General features: G+C 45.8%; 1 protein-coding gene. It reads left to right on the forward strand.

Annotated features, from left to right (window positions below; genetic code table 11):
- Positions 1–85: 85 nt before the first annotated feature.
- The coding region (locus tag ACYVTD_RS15370; RefSeq protein ID WP_461248571.1) for a tRNA (adenosine(37)-N6)-threonylcarbamoyltransferase complex transferase subunit TsaD at positions 86–640 on the forward strand (555 nt) is incomplete at its 3' end.

Below are 640 nucleotides of genomic sequence, written 5' to 3' on the forward strand. Positions count from 1 at the left end.
ATTTAGCGCCTTTACTCGCAGAGCAATTTCCTATTTTGCTCGAACAGGGTTACACTCTAAAGACCGCTTCTGATATAATCAAGAAATGAAAGTTCTTGGCATTGAAACTTCATGCGATGAATGTTCCGCCGCAGTTGTAGAAGACGGCGAAAAAATTATTTCCAATGTTATCGCCACGCAAATACCTTTTCACGCCCCGTGGAGCGGAGTAGTCCCCGAAATAGCGAGCAGAAAACACACCGAGTGGATTTATGCCGTAACAAAAGAAGCGTTGGACAAAGCGAACATGAAAGTTGAGGAGATTGACGCTGTTGCAGTAACAAATCGACCGGGGCTTTTAGGCTCCTTGTTAGTCGGGCTGTCTTTCGCAAAAGCGTTCGCCTGGTCCCGTAACATTCCATTTATCGCCGTTGACCACATATTGGCGCACCTGTACGCTCCTCGTTTAATTTCTTCCGTAAAGTGCGAATACCCATTTTTGGGACTTCTTGTTTCAGGCGGACACACAATCATCTGCCGTGCCGACAACTTTGACAATATTACAGTTCTAGGTACAACGATAGACGATGCTGTAGGCGAAGCGTTTGATAAAGTTGCGAAGTTTTACAACTTTGGCTATCCCGGTGGTGCGGTCATTGAT

It is taken from the genome of Treponema sp. R6D11 (genome assembly GCF_054786075.1).